The following is a 16614-nucleotide window of genomic DNA, read 5'->3' as shown; positions in this document are numbered from 1 at the left end:
CTCTTGCTGGCGGGTTCTGGCGCATAAGATAACATATCCCCCGACCAAACTTGCAGCCTGTGACAAACCGGTCAGAATAAAAGCTTCGTTTACCAGGACAAGGGACGCTATGAGCAGTGAAACGCATTACTACTATGAGCCGGCCGCCGGGCATGGCTTGCCGCACGATCCGCTGAATGCCATCGTCGGGCCTCGGCCGATCGGCTGGATCTCGTCCGTCAGCGCCGCCGGACAACGCAATCTGGCGCCGTACAGTTTCTTTAACTGCTTCAACTATCGCCCGCCGATCATCGGCTTCGCCAGCTCTGGCTGGAAGGACAGCGTGGCGAACATCGTCGAAACCAGCGAATTCGTCTGGAACCTCGCCACCCGCCCGTTGGCGGAAGCAATGAACAACAGCTCGGCGTCGCTACCGCGCGATGGGGATGAGTTTGCCTTTGCCGGCGTCACGCCGCTGCCGGGTCGCAAGGTCGCGGTCGATCGGGTGGCGGAAAGCCCGGTCCACTTTGAATGCCGACTGAGCCAGTGCATCCAGTTGCAAACGGCGGCCGGCGAGCAGGTGGAAACCTGGCTGGTGCTGGGGGAAGTAGTGGCGGTGCATATCGATCGCACGTTGCTGGATCAACATGGCCTGTATCAAACCGCCGCTGCCCAGCCGATTCTGCGCGCCGGTGGGCCGACGGCGTATTACGGTATTTCTGAGCAGCAGCGTTTCGATCTGGTGCGACCGGACGCGCGTAAATAACCCTGGCGCCGGGGCCGGCCGGCGGCAAACGACCTACAGCCGGGCGGCGATCGCGGCGGCAAAATCCTGGCACATCTTCTGGTCGCCGTCGGCGTTGTCCGCCAGCAGCACATCGCCGTCTACCACCCGAATGCGTGCTGCCAGGTCAAAGTCGGCTGCCGGTTGCGGACGCTGCGCCGCTGCCGCCATGGTTGCCTGCGCCGCCAGCCACGCCTGTTCTACCGTCTGGTTACAGGCCGCGGCCAGATAATCCGGGTTGAAGCCTTCGCCGGTCAGGCTACGCAAGGTGTCATCATGGCTGACGCTATTGCCCGGCCGCCAATAGTGCTGCGCCAGATCGGGGCCTATCGCCGGGTTGTCGGTCAAATAGCCGTCGCGCTGCAAGAAGAACTGACGCGTCTGTTCTACCGCCATCAACGCCAGTAGGTAGCCCTGATAAGAGCAGGCCGATTCCAGCGACAGCAGGTGCGGTATCGCCAGCGTCGGTCGCGGGCTGCCGCTGATACCGAGGATTTTCTGTTCGGTGTCGCGCGCCAACTGGGTAATCGCCTCTGGCGTCAGCTGTGCCTCATCCCATTGATACAGCGCCCATTCAAAATACGGCACCAGCAAAATATGGCGCTCGTTGAAAGCGCGCATCGGCTGACGTGCCTGAATGCTGGCCTTGATCAGCGCATCCGGCACCGTTTCACCGGCGGAATTTTTGGCATAACGTTTCAGCCAGTCTGCGTCATCCAGCAGGCTGTCGCAGAACATCGACTGTGTTTCGGCATAGGCCATTGAGGTTGGCGGGAACTCCTGCGAGAAACAGGGAGCGTTTTGACAGATATTGGCAAAGTGCGCCGCGTGCCCGCCCTCATGGAACAGGGTATTCAAGCCATGGGCGCCGCTACCGACCTGCCCCGGCTGCGCCAGACTGGTGAAATTGAGCCTGGCCGGCTGCCACTCGCCCTGCAGAAAAAACGGCGGCTGCGGGCCATGCATAAAGCCATTTTCATACTTGCCTGCGCGCACCAACAGATCGAGGTTCATTTGCGCGCCGCGAAAACCGATATGCAGCCGCTTGAAACTGTCGACCCAACGCGCCAACGACAGGGCGAACGGCAAATACGGATCCAGTTGGCGAGTAACATCGCCAGCGCTGGCAAAGCGCAGGTTCCACGGCTCTAGCGCCTGTGCGCCTTTCTCCGCCGCCAGCTGTTGCAGACTGCGCGCATTGGCGTCGCGGGTTTGCTGCTCGAAACGGTCAAGAATGGCGAACAGCTGCTCCGGCGTCATGCGTTCGGTCTTGTTCACCTTGTAATCAAAATAGTTGCGATAGCCCATCTGGCGCGCAAAGCGATTGCGCAGCCCGATCAGCGCCGGCAGGCCGTTATGCAGCAGCCACTGCTCCAGCTCGCGCAGCGCGGTTTGCGAACTGCGGCGATACTCTTCGTTCTGGTTGGTGGCCTGGTTGGTCAGCAGCTCGCCCAGCGACGCCGCCACCCGCTGCCCTTTGGCATTCAGGTGGGTTAACTGATGGCCTTTGCGGCGATCGTACAGATCGGCTTCGGCGGCAATGATCTGATCGAGCAACGCCTGCGCCTGCGGATCCTCAATCACGTTACAGTCAAAGAACCGCAGCCAGCCATTTAGCCCATGCTGCAACGCCAGGCGTTGCTGCGATGGCGGCAACGCCTCCAGTTCGGCCAGCAGTTGCCGAATCGCCGACAGACGGCGCGGCTCGGCGATAAAACGCTTATAGGCGCTTTCAGCAGCGGCAAAGCGTGCCGACACGTCTGCGGCGCCGACCCCCATATAGTTCTGCCAGAACAGATCTTCCTTGGTCTGGTGAACGCGCAAATAATCCTGGTTCAATTGATTGAAATAGTCGAGAGCCTGTTGCATAACCCTCCTTCCGCTGCGCGATGAAAGCAATCAGTATAGCCGCCGGCAATCATGCCAGGCGTGCCAACCCCTGTTCGAACGTGTCGACTTCGCCACTGGCCAGCAGACAACAGGCCACCTGACGCGCCAAGGCGTCCGGAATAGCCACCTCGCCGGCCAGACAGCGTTCCATCCAGCGCGCGGTGGTTTCAGCATCTCTGGCCGCCGGCAGCTGCGGCGCAGCTTCCTGCGCCGGGCGTTCCAGCATAATCTGCTGCTCACCATTGACGATATAGTGGATCTGCGGGCAACGCAGCGGGTTGGCGTAGGCTTCGCCCTCGGTGCCATGCATCAACAAACCGCGGGCGCCGATCTGGCGGAAAAACGACGCCACGCGGCCCACGTATTCCGGGTGCGAAACGCTGGCGATGCGCAGCACGTCTGCATCGCCAAATGGCGTCGCCAGTTTGGCCAGCGTATGGGCGCTGTTGCGTACCCCCATGCGCCAGCGCAGGCTTAACTGGCGATCGAGCGCGGCGGACAACGCACCAACCGGCATAAACACCGGCTCGCCGCTCTCCAGCCGCTGCTGGGCATCGGCAGCATTTTCCGACCAGTCGATTCCCAACGCCTGGAAGATTTCGGCGCTGGTGACCCGCGTGCTGTCATCCAGCACGCCGTGCACCACCACCGGTAAGCCAACGCGCGCCAGTAGCAGCGCCAACAGTGGCGTCAGGTTGGCCTGCTTGCGCGCGCCGTTGTAGCTCGGCAACACCACCGGCATCGGCCGACCGTGCGGTTTTTGCAACCGCAGCACCTGCTGCTGCATCGCCTGGTAAAAGCCGAGCATTTCGGCTTCGGCCTCTCCTTTGATGCGCATGGCGATCAGCACGCCACCCAGCTCCAGCTCCGGTACTTCGCCGGTCAGCATCGCCTGATAAAGCGCAAATGCCGTCGCTTGATCCAGATCGCGTGCGTGATTTTTGCCACGCCCTATTTCTTTGATAATTTTGGTGTAATCCATGCAGGCCTCCCCTGGTGCGTCTGTTTAGCATACCCTATCCGCGAGCGTGCTCAACCTCATTCATGGCCGCTGCCAGGGGCAACGCTCGTTTTGCATCGACGGCGCGGGCGAAGTGACCTTTGAACGCGCCTCCTTCGTGGTGGATGAGGAAAATCATCAGCGGCTGGTAATGTACAGCGCGCTGGCCGATGCACCGGCCAGCGCGGCATTCGAGGCAATATTATCGCGAAACGCTAGAGTGCCATCTGCGACTGGGCGACGCCAGCCATCTTGCTGCCCAGCGCCTGCGCCGACGCCAGCAGCGCCTCGATATGCGGAAACTCCGGCGTCAGCAGCAGTTCAGACGTCACCACCTGCGCACCACAATAATCAAAGATGCCGTGATCGATCTGGGTCTGTATAGCGCTGGTATAGCCATGGCGGTCGTAGGTGCTCCGATCGGCGGCACCAATCGCCGCCAGATGCACCCGCAGATGCGACAGTTTCTTTTTCACCTTGCCATCACCACCGTCTTGATACGCCCAGCCGTTGGTGAACACCCGATCGATCCAGCCCTTGAGCTGGCCTGGCATCGACCACCAATATACCGGATAGACCAGTATCACGGCGTCGGCGCGATCGATACGCTGCTGCTCGGCCAGCACGTCCGCCGGGATCGGTGCCTGTAATTGAAATGCGCTGATATCATCGGTAGAAAAACGCGGGTCAAACCCTTCCGCCGCCAAGTCGGCGATCTCGACGCTGTGGCTGCCCTCGGCAATGCCCGCTGCGATGCGCTGCACCACGCCGTGAGTCAACGAGCTCTGAACCGGGTGTGCGGTAACGATAAGATAATGCATGTTAACCTCTCTGATTGCCGTTCTTCAGTAACTGGCGTAAACTATATACCATTAGTAACCTACCATTAGTATATTAGCAATGACCAAATTTTCCACGCAACAAAAATCCGCCACGGCAATGCCGCGGCAACGTCTGTCACGCGAGGAGCGCAACCGTCAACTTTTGGATACCGCATGGCAGATAATCGGTCAGGAAGGAACGGAAAACCTGTCGCTGGGCAGGCTTGCTGAGCAGTCTGGCGTAACCAAACCGGTGGTGTACGATCACTTTGGTACGCGCCTTGGACTGTTGGCAGCGTTGTATCAAGAGTTCGACGCGCGCCAGAACGCGCTGTTTGATGAGCTATTACAAGCCAGCGAAGCCACGCTGATTGGCCGCGCCACGCTGATTGCCACCGCGTACGTCGATTGCGTGCTGCTGCAAGGACGCGAGATCCCCGGCATTATCGCCGCGCTGGCCGGTACGCCGGAGCTTGAAAAGATCAAACGCGCCTATGAAGTGGCATTTATCGAAAAATGCCGGCAGATGCTGGTGCCGTTCGCCAGCGGCAAGCAGATTGCCGCCGCGGGGTTATGGGCGATGCTGGGGGCGGCAGAAGCGTTGTCCTGCGCGGCGGTCTGCCAGCAAATCAGCGCCGATGAAGCCAAACGCGAGCTGCTCATCACCATCGTGGCGCTGGTAGAAAGAAGCTGAGACGCCATGCGCCCCGCGCTTATTTACGACTGTCGAAAATCAGCTTGCAGGCCAGGCCGGCAAACACGCCGCTCAGCAGATAGTTTGGCCAGCGAGCGCTGAACTGCCGCCCGGCGAAGCGGCTTTTCATCCCGCCGATCAGCAAAATGACGCCACCATTGATCGCCAGACCGATCACGTTCAGCACCGTCGCCAACAGTAGCATCTGCACCACCACCGATCCGGCCTGTGGATTGATAAACTGCGGAAACAATGCCAGCACGAACAGCGCCATTTTGGGATTAAGAATATTGGTCCACAGCCCTTGCTGCAAAATGCGCCCGACCGCTACCGTCTGCAAGCCGGCGGTGGCCTGCAAATTGCTGCCCGTGCGCAGCGTTTTCCACGCCAGATACAACAGATAAGCCGCCCCCAACAGGCGAACCGCATCGTAAGCCAGCGGTACCGCCACAAACAGCTGCGACAACCCAAGCGCGGCGGCCAGAGCGTGGCAATAGGTGCCAAGCTGGATACCGGCCAGCGAGGCAAAGCCGGCGCGCCGCCCCTGGCTGAGACTACGCGAGGCGATCAACAACATATCCGGCCCTGGCGTAACGGCCAGTGCCAGGCAGGCGGCGGAAAACAGCAACAGCGTTGCAATGTCCATTCGATGCTACCTTATCATTCAGCGGGGAAGTTGCCTTCAATCATAATCCGCACTCGGCGTTTTACTAGAGCCACACGGCAAATTATTACACCCGGTGCTCAAGGCGGTTGGCGCCCGCCGCTCCCCCAGCAGATTCATTCCGGCCGCTGCCAGCAGGATCAGCGTCGCCCCGGCCAGTTGCAGCGCAACCAGTTGATGGCCGAAGGCAAACCGGTCGACCAGCATGGCCGCAAGCGGATAAATAAACGACAGCGAACCGGTGAGGTGGGTCGGCAATTTCTGGATACCGCCGTACAGCAACACGTACATCACGCCGGTGTGCAACACGCCCAGGGTAATCAAGAGCCCCCATTGTCCAGCGCTGGTTGCCACCCCAAAGTCCACCAGCGGCAGTAGCATCAGCGCGCCGACGCTGACCTGGATCAGTGCAATCACATGCGGCGGCGTACCGGTCAGGCGTTTGGCTGCCAGCGCCATCAGCGCATAGAAAAATGCCGCGCCAAGCGACAGCAAAATGCCCAACAGATAATGTTGCTGTTCGCTCTGCTGCCCTGGTTGCGACAGTACCACCAGAGCCATGCCGATAAACGCCAGCGTCAGCCACAGCATTTTACGCGCCGTCAGCTTTTCACCGAGCAATAGCGCCGCCAATACCACCAGCATAAACGGTTGGGTGTTGTACACCGCAGTAGCGATGGAAATAGAGGCGTAGGCATAGGCGGCAAACAGCAGCAGCCAGTTGATCACCAACGCAATACCACCCGCCACCGCCGTCAGCAATATGGCACGGTTCAACGTCGAGCGGCGCAGTTGTCCCCGTAGCCCACATACCACCAACAGCACCGCGGCGCCAAACACACAGCGCCAAAACACCACGTTGACCACCGGCTGGCCCGACATCAGCACAAACCAGCCAATGCTGCCGGAAATCAGCATCGCCGCAATCATCTCCAGCGAGCCGCGTTTAATTTCTGTCTTCATCTCGTTCCCCCGTGTTCAGAGGAAATAGTGTGCAACGATTTCTGCCGACAATACATGGTATAAAAAAGGCATTATCGTTTAAACTCCTTTTTATTGAAGGAAATTACCTAAATTAACCTAATGGAGTCGCTATGGACGATATCGATCGCCAAATGCTGGCCTTGCTGGCCGAGGATGCGCGCATGTCGCTGAAGATGCTGAGCGCCAAAGTGGGCCTGTCGTCGCCGAGCACTTCGGAGCGGTTGCGGCGGCTGGAAGAAAGCGGCGTGATCCAGGGCTACACCCTGAACGTCAATCTGCCGGCGCTGGGCTACGCGTTCCAGTCGCTGGTGCGCGTCAAGCCGCTGCCGGGCATGCTGAAGAAAGTGGAACAGATGATCGCCGAGACGCCCGAGGTGATCGAATGCGACAAGGTCACCGGCGAAGACTGTTTTATCGTGCGCCTGGTGGCTCACTCACTGGAGCAGCTCGACCAGATCCTCGATCGGCTGGCCGAACGGGCGCAAAGCAACACCTCGATAGTGAAAACCACGCCGGTGAAACGCCGCCTGCCGCCGCTGTGATACTCAGCGGCGTCGGCGTCGGGCAAACGGATTGGCGGCTTTTTTCTGCTTTTTTGCCGCCTCGGCCACCGACTTCAGCGCCGCTTTATGCGCCTTGTCAGCCTCCGGCACCTCGCGCTGCTCTATCGGGAATACCGGCAGCGCCGACAGCAGGCGCGCGCCGTAGCTCTTGGTCAACAGCCGGCGATCGTAAATCACGATTTCACCGCGGCATTCGTTGCTACGGATTAATCGACCGACCTGCTGGATCAAATTAAACGACGCGCTGGGCAGGCTTTGCACCTCAAAGGGATAACGTTTCAGGGTTTTCAGCCATTCACCTTCGGTGAGGATCACCGGGCTGTCGATGGGGGGAAACGCAATCTTGTGGATATGCACCTGAGTCAGCAGCTCGCCCTTGAGATCCAGCCCTTCGGCGAACGATTGCAGGCCGACCAGTACGCTGGCCACGCCTTTTTCCACCCGCTTGCGGTGTTCTTCCACCAGACGATAGCGTGGCTGATCGCCCTGTACCAGCAACATCAGACGCAGATCGGTCACGTAGCCAAGGAAGGTTTGCATCGCCCGGTTGCTGCTGAACAGGATCAGCATGCCCTTGTGCTGCGCGCCAGCTACCTGCGCTCGGAAGAAGCGCGCCATCTCCTCCAGATGTTCCGCTTCGGTGGCGATCGCCGGTTCGAACGTCATTTGCGGAATGACGATCTTGCCCTGCTCGACGTGGTTAAACGGCGAAGCCAGCACTTCGAAGCGATCGCCGGCCTTTTCGTTCAGCCCGCTCATCTCCTGCAGCCGCGCAAAGCTGTTGAGCGAACGCAGGGTGGCCGACGTTACCACCACGTGCGGAACATTGCGCCACAGCAGTTTTTCCAGCTGATCGCTGACGCGAATACCGACGCAGTGCAGATACAGATGGCTGACGTTATCGCGCAGCTCGCGCGTCACCCATTTGGAAATCGGTGCATTGGAGGATTTTTCCAGCGCGGCCAGCTTCCACAGTTTGCTCATCGCCTCCAGATAACCCAGCGTGCGACTCATTTGTAAAATGGCGCGATGCAGCCTCACGATGTCATGCTTGCCGCTCTGCTCGGTCAGATCGTTAAGAATAAATTCCGCCAGCCCACGCAGCGCATCGGTCAATTTGAACAGCCGCGCGCTCGCCTCGACCATCTCCGGCGGCAGCGCACCCATCTCGAAACGGTATTCCGCCTCGCTGCCGTCGCCCGGCAGGTAGGCGCTCACCTGGTGTTCGAAGAGCTGCACCCGTTCGCGCAGCTCTTCGCAGTGGTTCTTCAAGCGTTCGCTATTCGACAGGCCTGGCGGGTTTTTCGGCCGGTACTGCACCATGCACTGTTCCACCTGACGCACGATCATATCAAGTTGCAAATTGGTCGACAGCGCGGTGATTTCGCCTTCAATTTCCAGCGCGTCGCGCGCCACCTCCGGCAGGTGGTGCCCCTCGTCCAGCACCAATAACAGCTCTTTCGGATTCGGCAGCACCGATTCGCTTTCCAGCGCCGCCATCACTAACGCATGGTTGGCCACCACCACGTCGGCGCTTTCGATTTCCTTGCGGGCAAGGTAAAACGGGCATTCGCGAATATAATGGCAGTTACGCCCGAGGCAGTTAACCTTGTCGGTGCTCAGCTTGGCCCACAGCGTGTCGTCGATCGACTGGGCGTAGTGATCGCGCAGGCCGTCCCACTGATGGCGGCTGAGCGAGGCGGACAGTTTCTGGCACAGCGCCTGCTCTTCGCCATTGGACGGCAGCCGTTCGTCGTCATCCAGGTAGAGCATCAAATCGCCCTGCTCGGCCACGTCGGTACTCATCGACGCCAGATTGCGTGGACACACATAGCGCCGGCGGCCAAACGCCCCGGTGAATTTCAGATCGGGAATGATCTTCTTCAGCAGCGGCAGGTCTTTGCTGAAGATCTGGTCCTGCAATGCCACGTTAGCGGTGCTGACCACCAACGGCTTGCCTTCGTCGCGCCCGACGGCGATGCCGGGGATCAGATACGACAAGGTTTTGCCCACGCCGGTCGGAGCTTCGATCGCCAGATGGCGCGGGTAATCGCCGGCCAGGGTTTTCGCCACTTCGGCAATCATCTGCCGTTGCGGCGCGCGGGAAATAAAATCCGGTATTTGCTGTTGCAGGGCTTTATACCACTGACCGATCTGAGTTTTAACTGAGGTAGAGAGCGCCATTCAACTCTTATCTAAACGAAATGATGGCGCTATTGTCCCACAAGCGCTGCGTACAGTCAGCCCACGTCTCGCCCAGCGTTCAATATTGCGCAGCGCCCCGCGTGTCGTGGCGGGATTCAGACATCATCGGGACCAAATAACCAGTCTTCTCGCTGCGAGCTCACCACCACCACCATCACATCCTGCGGCGACAGTTGCAGGTTTTGCTGCAATAGCGCCGCCAGTCGCTGGTAGAAACGCTGCTTGGTCGCCGCAGTACGCGCCCGCCCCACGGTAATGTAAAACAGCACGTAATCCTCGGAGCGCGGCCCGCCAAGGTAATGGGCATCATAAATCAGTTCACCGGGACGATATTGGTCAATAACCTGAAACCTGTCGTCCGGCGGCACCTCGAACGCTTCAACCAGCGCCTGATGCAGCGAGTCTGACAGCGTACGCAGATAGGCCGGCGTTTTACCATTATGCAGTGCGATGCGGGTAAACGGCATGGCTCACTCCTCCATTTCGCGCAGGCGCGCTACCGCCGAGGCCGCCGCCGGCCAGCCGGCATAAAAAGCCAGATGGGTGATAAGCTCGGCCAACTGTTCACGGCTGACGCCGTTGCGCTGCGCCAGCTGCAAATGGAACGGCAGTTGCTCCAGCCGATTAAGCGCCACCAGCGCCGCCACGGTGATCAGACTGCGCTCACGCGCTCCCAGTTCGGGCCGCTGCCAGACGTCATCGAACAACACCGCATCGCTGAGCTGCGCCAGCTTGGGTGCGATATCGCCAAAGGCCTGTTGGCCGGCGCTTGATTGGGGGTTAGGGGTGTTTTGCATCTGCATGATGTCCTCCGGACAGTGATCGATAGCCTTACGCTACCCGTCGCCGACCGCGAGGAAAATCGGTATTTTCAGCACCAATGATTCAGAAAAACAGGACGATTATGCGCCACTACTCCAACGGGGCGACGTGATCGAAGTGCGCATGAAACAGCGCATTCAACTCCGGCAGTTGCTCCACCCTTTCAGCAATCGCCACCAGCCGCGGGCAATGCTGAACGAACCAGCGGCGTCCCGGACGCCAATTGCACATGACCGCAATATACAAATCCAACGCGCTGAAGGTGCGCCCGAGGAACCAGGGTCCCGTATCGCTGGCGGCGGCGGCAAACGCCCGCCACAGCTGTTCGCGGTGCGGCCCGATGGTCTCCTCCAGCCGTTCCGGATGACGGGTTTTCGGCAGCCATTTTTCCGGGTTGTCGCCATAGGTAAAGGTCGGATAGATGGCGCAATTGATGAACATCAGCCAACGCAGAAAGCGCGGTAACATGGCCGCGCCGGCATCGGGCACCAATTCGGCATGCGGCGCCCGGTCATGCAGCAGCAGAATAATTGCCGCGCTTTCGGTCATTATCTCGTCGTCCGGCAGGATCAGCGTCGGTACCTGCCCCAACGGGTTCATCGCCAGCAGACGGTCACGTTCGGGGCTGTCGACATCGTAGTCGACCTCTTCATAACCCCAGGGAAAGCCGGTCAATTCCAGTGCGGCGGCAACGATAGTGGAACCGCAACCACGGCAACCGAGTAATGTATAAGCCTCACGCATGATTCCTCCGCAGACCAATAAACCGTACCGTTAACTGTAGACCACCGTTTTGGCCTTGTCCGGCAGCGAATCGTGCCTTTGGCGGCGTTTTTTTCATCATTCAACATAGAAATAAATATTCTGTCATAAATACATCACACAACCTTGGTAAAAATTCTGCGCTGCGATAAATCCGACAGCAAACCTAACAGAAATAAGCTTGATGATAAGCGTCTTTTAATAGAGAAAAGCAGGGATAAATATGAAAACGAAACTTCTTGCCGTTATTATTCCGGCACTTTTGATCGCGCCTTCGACGTACGCAGCAGAAATTTATAATAAAGACGGAAATAAACTCGACCTGTACGGAAAAGTCAAAGGGCTGCATTATTTTTCTGATGATGCTGGCAGCGACGGTGACAAATCCTACGTCCGCTTTGGCTTTAAGGGTGCCACGCAAATCAACGATCAACTGACCGGCTATGGCCAGTGGGAATACCAGATTTCCGCCAACCATACCGAATCTGACAGCGCCAAGGACACCAAAACCCGTCTGGGCTTTGCCGGTCTGAAACTGAAAGACGTCGGTTCTATCGATTATGGCCGCAACTACGGCATTATTTATGACGTCGGCGCCTGGACCGATATGCTGCCGGAGTTCGGTGATGACGCCTACGTCAAGACCGACAACTTTATGAACGGCCGTACCAACGGCGTCGCCACCTACCGTAACAATGACTTCTTTGGTCTGGTCGACGGCCTGAAGTTTGCCGTACAGTACCAAGGCAAAAATGAAAACGACGGCCGCTCCAGCAGCAAGGCCAACGGCGACGGTTGGGGCTTGTCATCCAGCTACGAAATCATCGACGGCTTCAGCGTCGGTGCAGCCTATGCCTCGTCCAACCGCACCACAACCCAGAAACAGGGCAGCTTCGGCAAAGGCGATAAGGCCGACATTTGGGCCGCCGGCGTGAAGTACGACAATAACAACGTCTATCTGGCAGCGACCTACTCGGAAAGCCGTAATATTGTACCCATTTCCGGCACCGCCACCATTAACAGTTCCGCGACCTCAGTCAGCGGCTTCGCCAATAAAGCCCAGGGCTTTGAAGTGGTAGCACAATATCAATTCGACTTCGGCCTGCGTCCGTCAATTGGCTATGTGCAATCCAAAGGCAAGGATATTGAAAATCTCGGCGACGTAGACCTGGTTAAATATGTCGATATTGGCGCCTATTATTACTTTAATAAAAACATGTCTACTTACGTGGATTATAAAATCAACCAGCTGGATAGCGATAATAAACTGGGTCTGACCGATGATGATGTGGTCGCCGTAGGCCTGGTTTACCAGTTCTAAACCGTCATGCATAACCACCACTGCAATTTTTAGCTACGGCTAATTAACCTGTTCATGCATCTTTTACCGGGCGGCTGCGCCCGGTTTTTTTGTTTTCTGCCATCAGTCGGCAACGCGGCTTGTCATCGCTGGCAATCCGGTCTACATGTATAGCTTCTGTCGCCATCCGGAGTCATTCCATGCACGCCACCGACGTTGAATACCATACTGCCCTGCGATACAGCAGCGATCGGCTGGCGCAAATTCTTACCCACTGTTTTGAAAACTATATCGTGCCGTTTGCCATGGAGGGCATCGCCTTTGCCAGTCGTTTCCACGCCGAAGACCTCAGCCTGAACCACAGCCTGGTGGTCACTTATCACCAACGGCCGGTGGCCCTGGCGCTGATCGCCCGTCGCGGTCGCCACAGCCGGATAGCCGCCCTGTCGATTCGCCCCGAAATGCGCGGTCAGGGGCTGGGCAAGGCGCTGATGGCGCGTCTAATCACCGACGCGCGGGCACGCGGCGACCGGCAGCTTTCTCTTGAGGTGATCGACGGTAACCATGCGGCGCTGGCGCTGTATCAACAGGCCGGGTTAGCCGTCAGCGGCACGTTACGCGGTTTTCATGCGCCACTCGACGCCGTGCCGCCTCCGCAACCGCTGCAAGAGATCGACCCACTGCTGCTGTCACGCCGCCTGATTGCGGACAACATCCTGTCATTACCATGGTTAATCGCCCCAGAAACGCTGTACAAATTAGCGGGCGGATCGCGCGCCTTTACCCTGCATCAGCAGGCGTTCGCCCTGGTGGCACCCAGCGCCGAACGATGCGCCCTGCGTATGGTTTACGTCCCGCAGGCGCTGCGTGGCAAGGGCTATGGCCGTGCGCTGCTGCAGGCGTTGCAGCACCAGTACGCGCCCTTGCCGCTAATGGCCAACGTCTACGTGCCGGAGTGCGCAGCCGGTTTCTTTACCCGTATCGGCTGGCGCGAGGAGCCGCTGCGGCAATGCGAAATGACCCTAACGTTCGGCGTGCCCTGAAAAGCGCCGGCGGCCAACCTACAACAATTTGTACATATAGCTGGTCGCATCCAGCGTATCGCCAAGGCTGGCACGGGCATACTGCGGGATGCGCCCTGCCAGCTGGAACCCCAGCAGACGGTACAGGCTCTCCGCCGGTGAATCGCTGACGGTATCCAACACCAACAGCTGACGCTGATGCGTTATGGCCAATTGCTCGGCCTGCTGCATCAGACGGTGGGCGATGCCCTGACGACGCGCCTGCGGATGCACCATCAGCTTAACGATCTCCGCCCGGTGGGCGCCATTAGCCGGCATCGCCAGCAGCAGTTGCACCGTGCCGACAATGCGTTGCCCGTCCCGTGCCGCCAGCATCAACCGCTCGCCGCTGGCGATCGCCGGCAGCAGGCCGTGCCAAAATGCCGCCGCCTGCTCGACGCTGAACGGCGTAACAAAGCCAATGCTGGCGCCCTGCCAGACGCTGGCGTGCAGCACCTGTGCCAGATCGGGGATAGCCGCTTGCGCTGCGGCGGCGTCCAATTGCTGAATGTCAATCATGGTTATGGCCTGCAAATGATAATGGTGTAATGGGCCGGCTGTGTGCCGGTGGCGTGAAACTGCGAACTGCCGGTCAGGCGATAGCGCAGGCAATCTCCAGCCTGCAGTCGAAACGGCCGCGCGTCGAGGGTCAACGTCAGCTCGCCGTCTATCATCCACAGATGGTGTTCCAGACCGTGAATCGACGGCGCGTCGTACTCGATGCGTGCGCCGGACTGTAATGTACCTTCGATAAATTCGGCCTGGTACAACGCGGTAGGCGGCGACACCGAACGCCGATGAAATCCGCTGGCGTGATCGACCCACACCGGCTGCTGTTGGCGTGATAACAACTCCGGCGGCTCATTATCCAGTTCGCTCAGCAAGCGTGACATGGTCAGGCCATATGCCGCGCACAGCGTGTTCAGCAGCGACGCCGTCGGGCTGGTTTCCATGCGCTCAATGCGCGACAGCGTCGCACGACTGATGCCGGTTTGCTGCGCCAATGCCTCCAGCGACCACCCCCGTTGCTGGCGCAATGCCACCAACCGCTGCGCCAGGCGCTGGTCAATGTCGTTCTGTATCTGCTGCATGCTTACCCTCTTAATATCTCAATTAAGAGAAATTATCTCAAATCAGGGAATTTGCAAGCGTATTTTCACATCATCCCGCGCAGGGTGATAAAAATCAGCATGCTGAACAGCACCACCAGCAGCATATTGCGTAGAAAGAACGCCAGAATAACCGCAAACAGCGCGCCCCAGAGGTAGGGATTTTCCGCCACGCCGCGCCAGCGATCGTCGCTGTACATCACGATCGGTCCACAGATGGCACTCAACACCGCCGGCACCGAAAATCCCAGCAGCGTATGCATGCGTGCCGACAGCCGCAAACGCAGGCTCGGCGCCAGAAAAAAGTAACGGTTGAAAAACACCACCAGCGCCATCAGCACGATAATTAGCCACACCATCATTGCGCCCCCTTACTGCAGAGCAGCCCCACCATCATTGCCGTCAGGGTGGCAATCACCAGCGCGCCGGGGATTTGATAGTGGTGCAGCACCACCGACAGCAATAGCGCGCTCAGCGAACAGGCCAGTATCGGCAAGGTGCGGATCAGCGGAACCACGATGGCGATAAAGGTGGCGGCAATGGAAAAATCCAGCCCGTAACCGTCAAGGTCGCCGAGGCTGGCAGCCGCGATCCCAAGCCAGGTGGCCAAAAACCAGCAAATATAAAACGTCAGCCCGGCACCCAGCGCATACCAGCGGTTAAAACGCGCCGGCCCTTGCTCGCCGGTCAGGGCAAACAGCTCGTCGGTGAGCAAAAAGCCCAACAGCAGTCGCCAACGCAGCGGCAGAGGCGCAACACAGTCTCGCAATCGCAGCGCATAGAGAAAATGCTGTGCGGTAATAAAAAAGGTGGAAACCAGGATCGCCAGCAACCCGGCACCGGTTTTAAGCATGCCCAGCGCCACCAACTGCGAGGCACCGGCAAAGACGATGGCCGACATGCCCAGCCCCTGTGCGGCGGTCAGGCCACTTTGCATCGCCATCGAACCGGCCAGCATGCCCCAGGGCAGCACCGCCAGACACAGCGGTAGCATCGCAACCGCCCCCTGTAACGCAGGCCGTAATATTGGCGTAGGTGTCAGTGTAACGGGATGGTGCATGGCTCTCTCCGGCAAAAAAGAGCAGCCTAGGTGATGGAGGCGGCGCCGGTATTGCACGCCGTTGCGCAGTTAGCGCAGTGAATTGACGTAATCGCCGGGGGTGACGCCCATCGATTTACGAAAATGGCGGTGAAAATGGCTCTGATCGTGAAAACCGCAGGCCAGTGCGCTTTCCAGCACCCCATGCCCGCGTTTTAACATGTCGCGTGCTTTGCGCAAGCGCGCCTGGATCTGATAGGCATGCGGCGGCAAACCGGTAACCCGTTGAAACTGGCGCAGCAGATAATACGGGCTGAGCGCCACTCGATCGGCCAGTTCGAGCAGCGAGATGTCAATCTCCGGAAAGTCGTCGAGCAACGCCTTGACCAGTGCCACCTGGCGTTGCGCCCTGCTCTGCGCCGCCGGCTCAATGCGGCTTTTGCCATGGCGCAACATTAGCCAGGTCAAGGCGGAGAACAGCATGGTTTCCTTCAGCAGGCGGTTTTCCTTACCGTGCAACAGGCCAAACGCCAGCCGCAGTTGCTCCGCCAGTCCAACGTCATGCACCACCGCCTGCGGGAAATGGGGCGCGCCGCCGCCGCTGGTTTTCAGGTCACGCGCCAGAGTGGCCAGCAGTTCCGGTGTGGGATACATCGCCTGGTAGGCCCAGCCGTTTTCTGCTGCCGAGCTGCCGGTGTGGACTTCGTCAGCATTCACCAGAATGATGCTGCCGTGCGGCGCTACGTGCTCGCCGCCGGAACGGTAGAATCGCTGCGCACCATCGTCGATAACGCCAATGCAGTAACCTTCATGACTGTGACGGGAAAACGACTGGCGCAGATAACTGGCCTGCAATACCTCCAGCCCACCGAGTTCATCGAGGTGCATAAAGTGCGTTTGTTCTTGTCGTCCCGCCTGGGCTTGCCTGGTCATCGTT

The 16614-nt window shown here is 58.9% G+C and carries 19 protein-coding genes; 5 read left to right on the top strand and 14 right to left on the bottom strand.

Annotation, left to right across the window (positions count from 1 at the left end; translation table 11 throughout):
- Positions 1-109: 109 nt before the first annotated feature.
- Entirely contained in the window at positions 110-745 is a 636-nt protein-coding gene (locus ACCC84_RS00780; RefSeq protein WP_371901460.1) for a flavin reductase family protein, read from the top strand.
- A gap of 33 nt (positions 746-778) precedes the next feature.
- On the opposite strand, the gene ACCC84_RS00775 is transcribed toward ACCC84_RS00780, so the two are convergent.
- The 3 genes from ACCC84_RS00775 to ACCC84_RS00765 all read right to left on the bottom strand — a co-directional run bounded on the left by ACCC84_RS00775 (position 779) and on the right by ACCC84_RS00765 (position 4474).
- Positions 779-2632: a M3 family metallopeptidase gene (locus ACCC84_RS00775; protein WP_039992325.1), complete on the bottom strand. Its 1854-nt coding sequence runs from the start codon at positions 2630-2632 to the stop codon at positions 779-781.
- 49 nt (positions 2633-2681) lie between these two features.
- Positions 2682-3635: a DNA-binding protein YbiB gene (gene ybiB / locus ACCC84_RS00770; protein ID WP_273867104.1), complete on the bottom strand. Its 954-nt coding sequence runs from the start codon at positions 3633-3635 to the stop codon at positions 2682-2684.
- 233 nt (positions 3636-3868) lie between these two features.
- The gene (locus ACCC84_RS00765) at positions 3869-4474 is read right to left on the bottom strand and encodes an NAD(P)H-dependent oxidoreductase (protein ID WP_371901459.1); all 606 of its coding nucleotides are present in this window, start codon (positions 4472-4474) and stop codon (positions 3869-3871) included.
- A gap of 79 nt (positions 4475-4553) precedes the next feature.
- Between ACCC84_RS00765 and ACCC84_RS00760 the strand changes: the two genes are divergently transcribed.
- A complete protein-coding gene (locus ACCC84_RS00760) occupies positions 4554-5168 on the top strand; it encodes a TetR/AcrR family transcriptional regulator (RefSeq protein WP_004965459.1) in 615 nt (204 codons plus the stop codon).
- A gap of 19 nt (positions 5169-5187) precedes the next feature.
- Here the strand turns inward: ACCC84_RS00760 and ACCC84_RS00755 are convergent, their stop codons facing one another.
- Positions 5188-5814, bottom strand: a complete 627-nt coding sequence (locus ACCC84_RS00755; protein WP_004965461.1) for a LysE family translocator — start codon at positions 5812-5814, stop codon at positions 5188-5190.
- A 36-nt stretch (positions 5815-5850) separates the two neighbouring features.
- The gene (locus ACCC84_RS00750) at positions 5851-6795 is read right to left on the bottom strand and encodes a DMT family transporter (RefSeq protein ID WP_371901458.1); all 945 of its coding nucleotides are present in this window, start codon (positions 6793-6795) and stop codon (positions 5851-5853) included.
- Between the two features lie 131 nt (positions 6796-6926).
- Between ACCC84_RS00750 and ACCC84_RS00745 the strand changes: the two genes are divergently transcribed.
- Positions 6927-7358 (top strand): Lrp/AsnC family transcriptional regulator, encoded by a 432-nt coding sequence (locus ACCC84_RS00745; protein ID WP_004965465.1) that lies wholly within the window; start codon positions 6927-6929, stop codon positions 7356-7358.
- 3 nt (positions 7359-7361) lie between these two features.
- Here the strand turns inward: ACCC84_RS00745 and dinG are convergent, their stop codons facing one another.
- The 4 genes from dinG to ACCC84_RS00725 form a co-directional block, all read right to left on the bottom strand.
- A complete protein-coding gene (gene dinG, locus ACCC84_RS00740) occupies positions 7362-9563 on the bottom strand; it encodes an ATP-dependent DNA helicase DinG (protein ID WP_004965467.1) in 2202 nt (733 codons plus the stop codon).
- Positions 9564-9679: 116 nt separating this feature from the next.
- On the bottom strand, positions 9680-10051 hold the full coding sequence (locus ACCC84_RS00735; RefSeq protein WP_371901457.1) for a tautomerase family protein: 372 nt from the start codon (positions 10049-10051) through the stop codon (positions 9680-9682).
- A gap of 3 nt (positions 10052-10054) precedes the next feature.
- The gene (locus ACCC84_RS00730; protein ID WP_004965471.1) at positions 10055-10387 is read right to left on the bottom strand and encodes a carboxymuconolactone decarboxylase family protein; all 333 of its coding nucleotides are present in this window, start codon (positions 10385-10387) and stop codon (positions 10055-10057) included.
- 109 nt (positions 10388-10496) lie between these two features.
- Positions 10497-11150, bottom strand: coding sequence for a glutathione S-transferase family protein (locus tag ACCC84_RS00725; protein WP_004965473.1), 654 nt, complete (start codon positions 11148-11150; stop codon positions 10497-10499).
- Between the two features lie 241 nt (positions 11151-11391).
- Between ACCC84_RS00725 and ompC the strand changes: the two genes are divergently transcribed.
- A complete protein-coding gene (gene ompC, locus ACCC84_RS00720; RefSeq protein WP_004965475.1) occupies positions 11392-12489 on the top strand; it encodes a porin OmpC in 1098 nt (365 codons plus the stop codon).
- A 179-nt stretch (positions 12490-12668) separates the two neighbouring features.
- Entirely contained in the window at positions 12669-13511 is an 843-nt protein-coding gene (locus ACCC84_RS00715) for a GNAT family N-acetyltransferase (protein ID WP_371901456.1), read from the top strand.
- Positions 13512-13529: 18 nt separating this feature from the next.
- Here the strand turns inward: ACCC84_RS00715 and ACCC84_RS00710 are convergent, their stop codons facing one another.
- From ACCC84_RS00710 to ACCC84_RS00690, 5 genes are all read right to left on the bottom strand, one after another.
- Positions 13530-14048, bottom strand: a complete 519-nt coding sequence (locus tag ACCC84_RS00710; RefSeq protein WP_004965480.1) for a GNAT family N-acetyltransferase — start codon at positions 14046-14048, stop codon at positions 13530-13532.
- Positions 14049-14050: 2 nt separating this feature from the next.
- Complete coding sequence (locus ACCC84_RS00705; RefSeq protein WP_004965482.1) at positions 14051-14620, bottom strand: helix-turn-helix domain-containing protein; 570 nt, start codon at positions 14618-14620, stop codon at positions 14051-14053.
- A 65-nt stretch (positions 14621-14685) separates the two neighbouring features.
- Positions 14686-15000: an AzlD domain-containing protein gene (locus ACCC84_RS00700; protein WP_004965484.1), complete on the bottom strand. Its 315-nt coding sequence runs from the start codon at positions 14998-15000 to the stop codon at positions 14686-14688.
- Positions 14997-15698, bottom strand: coding sequence for an AzlC family ABC transporter permease (locus ACCC84_RS00695; RefSeq protein WP_039992326.1), 702 nt, complete (start codon positions 15696-15698; stop codon positions 14997-14999). The genes ACCC84_RS00700 and ACCC84_RS00695 overlap by 4 nt, the downstream gene beginning before the upstream one ends.
- A 69-nt stretch (positions 15699-15767) precedes the next feature.
- The gene (locus ACCC84_RS00690) at positions 15768-16610 is read right to left on the bottom strand and encodes an AraC family transcriptional regulator (RefSeq protein WP_004965488.1); all 843 of its coding nucleotides are present in this window, start codon (positions 16608-16610) and stop codon (positions 15768-15770) included.
- Positions 16611-16614 lie beyond the last annotated feature (4 nt).

The sequence above is a fragment of the Serratia odorifera genome, from assembly GCF_041448735.1.
Classification (GTDB): Bacteria; Pseudomonadota; Gammaproteobacteria; order Enterobacterales; family Enterobacteriaceae; genus Serratia_F; species Serratia_F odorifera.
Note: the sequence above shows the minus strand (reverse complement) of the source record. Positions and strands in the feature narration are given on the sequence as shown.